Here is a 520-nt window from a genome sequence, read left to right on the forward strand (position 1 = left end):
CGGCAGCATCGCGATGCCGAGGATGAACGAGCCGACGGACGAGATCTGGTTGAGGACGGTGAAACCGTCCGAGTCCAGGTAGTCGGCGTAGCGGCGCGGCATCCCCTGGTTCCCCAGCCAGTGCTGGACGAGGAACGTGGTGTGGAAACCGATGAACGTCAGCCAGAAGTGCCACTTGCCCAGCCGCTCGTCCAGCATGCGGCCGGTCATCTTGGGGAACCAGAAGTAGATCCCCGCGAAGGTGGCGAACACGACGGTGCCGAACAGGACGTAGTGGAAGTGCGCCACCACGAAGTACGAGTCGTGCACGTGGAAGTCGATCGGCGGCGCCGCGAGCATGATGCCGGTCAGCCCGCCGAACAGGAACGACACCAGGAAGCCCAGGGCGAAGAGCATCGGCGTCTCGAAGGTAATCTTCCCGCGCCACATGGTGCCGATCCAGTTGAAGTACTTCACACCCGTGGGCACGGCGATGAGGAACGTCATGAACGAGAAGAACGGCAGCAGGACGGCGCCGGTG

1 protein-coding gene is annotated in these 520 nt (G+C 63.3%); it reads right to left on the reverse strand.

Annotation, left to right across the window (positions count from 1 at the left end; genetic code table 11):
* On the reverse strand, positions 1-520 hold a 520-nt coding region (locus tag HMPREF3086_RS08445; RefSeq protein WP_210401850.1), incomplete at both ends, for a cbb3-type cytochrome c oxidase subunit I.

The sequence above is a fragment of the Dietzia sp. HMSC21D01 genome (assembly GCF_001815995.1).
In the GTDB taxonomy this organism is placed as follows: Bacteria; Actinomycetota; Actinomycetes; order Mycobacteriales; family Mycobacteriaceae; genus Dietzia; species Dietzia cinnamea.